Annotated in this window: 7 protein-coding genes; 5 read left to right on the top strand and 2 right to left on the bottom strand. The window is 75.2% G+C overall.

The features are described from left to right. Positions 1-282: 282 nt before the first annotated feature. Positions 283-786 (top strand): FxLYD domain-containing protein, encoded by a 504-nt coding sequence (locus ACFWIC_RS03370; protein WP_380362940.1) that lies wholly within the window; start codon positions 283-285, stop codon positions 784-786. Positions 787-949: 163 nt separating this feature from the next. On the opposite strand, the gene ACFWIC_RS03365 is transcribed toward ACFWIC_RS03370, so the two are convergent. Continuing rightward, entirely contained in the window at positions 950-1,174 is a 225-nt protein-coding gene (locus tag ACFWIC_RS03365; RefSeq protein WP_329952143.1) for a hypothetical protein, read from the bottom strand. 175 nt (positions 1,175-1,349) lie between these two features. On the opposite strand from ACFWIC_RS03365, the gene ACFWIC_RS03360 reads away from it, so the two are divergent. Then, positions 1,350-1,958: a TetR family transcriptional regulator C-terminal domain-containing protein gene (locus ACFWIC_RS03360; protein WP_380515400.1), complete on the top strand. Its 609-nt coding sequence runs from the start codon at positions 1,350-1,352 to the stop codon at positions 1,956-1,958. 40 nt (positions 1,959-1,998) lie between these two features. Here the strand turns inward: ACFWIC_RS03360 and ACFWIC_RS03355 are convergent, their stop codons facing one another. Next, positions 1,999-3,774, bottom strand: a complete 1,776-nt coding sequence (locus ACFWIC_RS03355; RefSeq protein ID WP_380515397.1) for a hypothetical protein — start codon at positions 3,772-3,774, stop codon at positions 1,999-2,001. A gap of 282 nt (positions 3,775-4,056) precedes the next feature. Here ACFWIC_RS03355 and ACFWIC_RS03350 point away from each other — a divergent pair, with 282 nt between their 5' ends. From ACFWIC_RS03350 to ACFWIC_RS03340, 3 genes are all read left to right on the top strand, one after another. After that, positions 4,057-4,608, top strand: coding sequence for a hypothetical protein (locus tag ACFWIC_RS03350; RefSeq protein ID WP_329952140.1), 552 nt, complete (start codon positions 4,057-4,059; stop codon positions 4,606-4,608). Between the two features lie 142 nt (positions 4,609-4,750). Next, the gene (locus tag ACFWIC_RS03345) at positions 4,751-5,428 is read left to right on the top strand and encodes a DUF3105 domain-containing protein (protein WP_329881922.1); all 678 of its coding nucleotides are present in this window, start codon (positions 4,751-4,753) and stop codon (positions 5,426-5,428) included. Beyond that, complete coding sequence (locus tag ACFWIC_RS03340) at positions 5,425-6,135, top strand: DUF305 domain-containing protein (protein ID WP_329952138.1); 711 nt, start codon at positions 5,425-5,427, stop codon at positions 6,133-6,135. The genes ACFWIC_RS03345 and ACFWIC_RS03340 overlap by 4 nt, the downstream gene beginning before the upstream one ends. Positions 6,136-6,194 lie beyond the last annotated feature (59 nt).

Raw genomic sequence — 6,194 nt, 5'->3', positions numbered from 1 at the left:
CGCGTCGTCGCGCCGCCCGCCCCCGGGGGGGTGGCCGCCCGCGCCCCCCCCACCCCACTAACTGAGCCCGGGGGGGGGGCCCGCCCCCCCCCCCCCCCCCCCCCGACGGCCCCGAAGCAGGACGTTCCGGCACGACCGGCGGATCGACACCGGGGCAACTCACGGGCCGGGAAGGCCCTTTACCGTTTCCAGTTTGGTCACAGCTCCGTCACACCACGTCGCGGCCCCGGTGCGCGCCGATACGGTCCCCTCACCACGACCCGCCGTGTCCCAGGGGGACCCATGCGCCGCACCACCCTCTCCATCACCGCCGTCAGCCTCGCCGTCCTCGGCCTGGCCGCGTGCGACCCCAGCATCACCACCAGCACGCCGACCGGCCCCGCCGTCGAGGCCACCACCGCCGGAGCACCCCCCGCCCCGGGCACCCCCGCACCCACGCTGCCCGCCGCAGTGCCGACCCTGCCCACCGCCGTGCCGAGCCTGCCCGCAGCACCCGGCAACGCCGACGCCACAGGCGACGTCGAACTCACCTCCTGCGACGTCGACGCCACCTTGCACTGGCCGTCCGCGCAGCTCAAGGTCACCAATCGCAGCAGCAAGAGCAGCAACTACATGATCCAGGTCGAGTTCGTCGACGCGGCCGGTACGCGTATCGGCGAAGGCCTGGCCGCCACCAACAACCTCGCCGCCGGCCAGGCCGCCACCCTCAAGGCGCAAGGTGCGGTCGAGACCAAGGGCAAGATCAGCTGCAAGGTCACCAACGTCACCCGGTACGCCTCGCTCTGATCCCCGGACGCGATCGAGCCCCCGCCGGCCGCAGCCGAGCGGGGGCCTGGCTTTCCCGGCCGCCCTCCACGGGCCCCGCTCCGCAGCCGACGCGGCGCGCCGGGCACCTTGGACCGGCGCGCGCGTCCGTCGTCGGCACCAGGGCCTTGGGCGGTGGGGGCGGCTACCGGTGGTACCTCCCGATGTCGTCGGTGGTGAGCCCGTGCGTGCTGTGCATCGCGATCGAGCTGTAGGAGGAGCGGAGGGCCCGCAGCTGGGCGAGCCGCTCCTGCTCGGCGAGCAGGCCGTCGAGGTTCTCGGTGGGACGGCTGTGACGGCGGCGAAGGTGGAGCGACAGTCCGGTCACGATCACCGCGAGCCCCGCGAACAGGGCGATCAGTGTGGCCATGGGCATCCCCTCCGATCGGGATGGTCCTGTTGATCGGCGTGGTTGGTACGTACCCGCAGGAGCGCGGGCCGAACCGGCCCTCGTCCCCCTCCGTGGCCTCCCGGACACGGCCGGTATCGTGGTGGCCTCCCGCGGGTCTCCCGTGCCGCCCCCAGGTTCCAGAGGAGCAGGACAGATGGCGGACGCCCGCCCCCGCCGACCGGCACGCCCCCGCGAGGAGGTCTTCGCCACCGCACGGGCCGCGATCGCCGAACACGGGCTGGCCAAGCTCACCATGGCCGGCCTCGGCAGGGAGCTGCGGATGAGCGCCGGCCACCTGCTCTACTACTTCGGCAGCAAGGACCAGCTCCTGCTGGAGACCCTCCGCTGGAGCGAGGACCAGCTCGGCGCCCGCCGCCGGGACCTGCTCGCCGACGGCGGCCGGGACGTCCGTGCACGGCTCTCCGGGTACACGGCGCTCTACCTGCCCGAGGGCCCGGGCGACCCGCGCTGGATCCTCTGGGTCGAGGTGTGGGGCCGTTCCCCCGCCGGCGAGGACCTGCGCCGGGGGCAGCTGGAGATCGAGGCCCCCTGGCAGGCCGACCTCGTCGCCCTGATCGAGGAGGGCACCGCCGCCGGCCGCTTCGCCCCCGGCGACGCCGCGGAGCGTGCCAGCCAGATCCGCGCCCTGCTCGACGGCCTCGCCGTCCCGCTCGCCCTCGGGCTCCCCGGCGCCCTCCGCCCCCGCGCCCTCCACCTCGCCGAATCCGCCTGCGGCACCCTGCTGGGCACGACGCCCGCCTGAGCGGGGCGAGCGCCGGAAGCCGGGCCGGGACGGTCCGCGCCTACTCCGTCCAGACCGCGGCGGCGGTGCGGTCGTCGGCGTAGCCCTTGGCGCGGACCTGGACCTGGCGCAGGAAGTCCACCGTGCCCGGCGGGTGCGGGTGCGCCCAGTGCGAGGCCAGGAAGTGCGCGACCGCCGGCTCGTCGGCGATCGGCCGCGCCAGACCCGGGGTGCAGAGCAGCAGGATGTCGCCGGGCGTCGCCGGAACCATCCGGAAGCGGAACGGGCGCGCACCCGGCACCTGTCCCTCGGGCACCGGCGGCTGACCGTCCGGGTGGTGCAGCAGGCGCGCCGCGTACGCGTCGATCCAGTGCCCCGAGCGCAACAGGTACAGCCCGCCCGGGCCGACCCCGAACGCCGCGCGGTAGCCCGCCGCCGGGTCGAGCGAGACCAGCAGGCAGTGCAGCGACACGGGGGACGGTTCGGCCTCCCCGTCCGGGCCGGTCGCGGAGGCCGGGTCAGCAGCAGGGTCCGAAGCCGGGTCCGCAGCCGGGTCCGGGTCCGGGACGAGTGCGCGCAGCGGGGCGGACGCGCCGGTGGCGAGCCGCTGGAGGCCGTACCGGAGCCGGTCCCGGGCGCCGTCGCGCAGGTCGGCGGCGAGGCCCGTCCGGCTGCGCCCGATCGAGGTGGCGAGCTGACGGCAGGCCTCGGCGGCGGCGACGGCGACCTCCTCCGCCGCCGGACCACCGGCCGGGCCTGCCCGGTCGAAGCCGCCGAGCACGGCGAGCAGCAGGCCGTCGGTCCCCTCGCCGAAGCGGGTCACCAGCAGGGCGTCGCGCCGCGGCTCGCCGCGGTAGCGGGCCGAGTCTCCGCGGACGGAGGTGGCGCGCAGGGTGGTGGTGGCGTACTGGGCGCCCTCCAGCACGGTATCGGCGACGACGGAACCCAGCGCGCCCGGGTCCGCCTCCGGCACGGCGGTCGGCTCGGGCCCGTACGTGGGCGGCCGCTCACCGACGTGCGGGACGGCGGGCGCGGTACCGGGCCGGCCTGCCCGCACGGCGGGACGCGGCGCGGGGGCGGGGGCGGGGGCGGGGGCGGGGGCGGGGGCGGGGGCGGGGGCGGGGGCAGGGACGGGCGCGGCGGTGGGGGTAGCGGCAGGAGCCTGCTCGGGCGCGGGGTCCGGCTCGGGCCGCTCGGCGACGGCCGGCACCGATTCGGGCACCGGCACCGGTGCAGAGGCGGGGACCGGTTCCTCGGCGACGGCCGGTTCCGGCCGGGGCCGGGGTTCCGGCACGCGGGCGGCCTCCGGCTCCGGCTCCGGTCTCCACAGGTCGGGCCGCTCCGCGGCGGGCTCCGGCTCCGACGCCGGCTCCGGCGGCGCGGCCGGGCGCTGTTCCGGTGCCGGTGCCGATGCCGGTGCCGATGCCCCCGGGCTCTTCACGGGCCCGTCGTCCGCCCAGGGCGGGGCGGGGAAGCGGTGCGTCTCTCCGGGGTCCGAGGGCTGCGGGCTGATCACGCCCACCGCCGTGTCGAACCAGTCGTCGATGCTGTCCCGCTCCAGCACCTGGGTGTCGGCCACCGGATCGGCCCCGACCGCCGCCTCAGGGCCAGGGCCGGGACCGGGTTCAGGTTCGGGCTCGGGCTGCGTGGCCGCGTCCTCCCCGCTCCGCTGGTGCCCGATCAACCCGGCCGCCGTCTCGAACCAGTCGTCGACGCTGCCCTCACCCGGCGTCGCGTCCGGAGTGTCGGGGAGGGTGCCCGCCGGGCCCGCGTAGACCGTGTCCCACCAGCCGTCGTCCGGCCGGGGCTGCTGCGCGGGTGCACCCTGCTTGGTCATCTGGCGGCTCCTGGTCGCTCCGTGATCGCGCCGCCCCCGGGCGGGCCGGGCTCGACGACATTGTCTCCGAGGGCAACGACGCTGTCCGGGTTTCGACGACAACCGCGCACACATCGACCGATATCGATCACCGGATTCGCCGTCCGTTTCGTTTCCGTTCCTCCCGTGCTCGCCCGAACCGCCCCGGCCAGGGTGTTTCCGGTGGATTCCGGCCCGTCGGCCACCGAAAGTGAGAACCCGGGAGGGGGCTCGCTTCACTCGTTCGGCTGATTAAATGTGCGCATGACCGCGTCGGCCCCCAGCACACCCCGACCGTGGAGGACCGCACTCGCGGGTCGCCCGGTCGGCGCGCTGTGGATCCTGCTGCTCGCCGGACTGCTGACGGCGCTCCCGTGCGCGGGCCACGCCAGGGCCGTCACGACCGAGCGGCCGGAAGCACCGGCGGCAGCCCCGGCCGGCCCCCTGGTCGGCCCGCCGACCGGTTTCCGGGACGCACCGGCCGCCACCCCGGCGCCCGATCACGGACACCGCACCACCACCACCGGCCCGGCCACCACGCCGCAGACCGTCGGCGACCGCGTCCGCGCGGAGAGCCACCGGCACTGGACGTGGTGCTCGGTCGACGGTGATCCGCCGCATCGCGACAACGGCTGCTCCGGTCACCCGTACTGCGCCCAGGACGCCCAGCTCCCCAACCCGCCGCCGCACCCGCAACCTGCGGCGGCGCCCCTGACGGAGGCTCCCGAGGCACTGCCCCGGGTGGTGCCCGCCGGGCTGCTGGTCGGCCCGCACCCCGCGCCCGACCTGCACGAACTCCAAGTACACCGGTCCTGAGCGGAACCCGCCGCCGGCCCTCCCGTGCCACCCGCCCGCGCTCCCGTGCGGGCCGACGGACGGACGGGACCGGCGGATCCGCCCCATCCCGCCACTTCTTCAGACCGCCGCGCCCGATGTGCGGTGGGGACAAGGACACCACATGGGTTCCGCCTCCAAGCAGTCCAAGGCACAGTCGAACAAGCCGGGCGCCAAGCAGGCCGGTCTCGACCGCCGCGCCCGGATCGCCGAGCTGCGCGCGGCCGAGCAGCGCCGCGACCGTCGTAACAAGGTCCTCGCCGGATCGGTCGCCGGCGTGCTGGTGATCGCCGCGATAGCCACCGGCACCTGGATCGTGGTCGACGCCAACAAGGACAAGAAGGCCAAGGAGGTCGCCGCCAGCGCCCCGATCGACGGCGTGCAGACCTTCGGCGAGCTGACCCGGAACCACGTCAAGGAGAAGGTCACCTACGCGCAGACCCCGCCGGTCGGCGGCGACCACAACGCGATCTGGCTGGACTGCATGGGCACCGTCTACGACCAGCCGGTCGAGAACGAGCGCGCCGTCCACTCGCTGGAGCACGGAGCCGTCTGGGTGACCTACAACAGCAAGGCCACCCCGGAGGACATCAAGGCCCTGTCGGCCAAGGTGAAGGCCACCCCGTACTCGCTGATGAGCCCGTACCCGGACGAGCAGGGCACCATCACCCTGAACGCCTGGTCCACCCAGCTGACCGTGGACAGCGCCTCCGACCCGCGGGTGGAGCAGTTCTTCACCAAGTACGTCCAGGGCAAGCAGACCCAGGAGCCCGGGGCCTCCTGCACCATGGGGGCGATGTGACCGCCCCCGACGTGACACCGGGCGAGGAGGAGTTCGGGGACGACGACCTCGTCCCCGCGACCTCGCGCAAGCGGCTCTGGTGGCCCGCCGCCCTGGCGGCGGCGCTCGCCCTCGCGCTCGGTGTGCCGGCCCTGGTGGCCGGCGGCACGTCCGCCTCCGGATCCTCCTCGGCCTCCGCGCCGGCGGACGACTCCCCGGAGGCCGGGTTCGCCCGCGACATGGCGACCCACCACCAGCAGGCGGTGGACCTGTCGTTCATCGTCCGCGACCGGACCACGGACGGGCACACCCGCACGCTCGCCTTCGACATCATCAACACCCAGGCCAACCAGCGCGGCATGATGATGGGCTGGCTCGACCAGTGGGGGCTCCCGCAGCACTCGCCGGCCAAGCCGATGGCGTGGATGGGCATGAAGCACACCTACGAGGCGCACGACGGCTCGCTGATGCCCGGCATGGCCACCAACACCCAGCTCGCCAAGCTCCGTTCGCTGAGCGGGCAGGACGCCGAGGTGCTCTTCCTCCAGCTGATGCTGGAGCACCACAAGGGCGGGGTGGAGATGGCCCAGGGCTACGTCGACGTGGCGAAGAACGAGACCGAGAAGCGGCTCGCCCGGTCGATGGTGGTCGGGCAGAACTCGGAGATCCAGCTGATGACGGACATGCTCCAGGAGCGCGGCGCCGCCCCCGGCGTGCCCGCCTCCTGAGCGACGGAACAGCACGGCACGGCCGGGGCGGGGGTCGCGGGTCCCCCGAGCCCCCCCGG

Origin of the sequence: Kitasatospora sp. NPDC127035 (assembly GCF_042726075.1) — a bacterium.
Classification (GTDB): Bacteria; Actinomycetota; Actinomycetes; order Streptomycetales; family Streptomycetaceae; genus Kitasatospora.
This window is presented reverse-complemented; position numbering and strand designations above follow the sequence as displayed.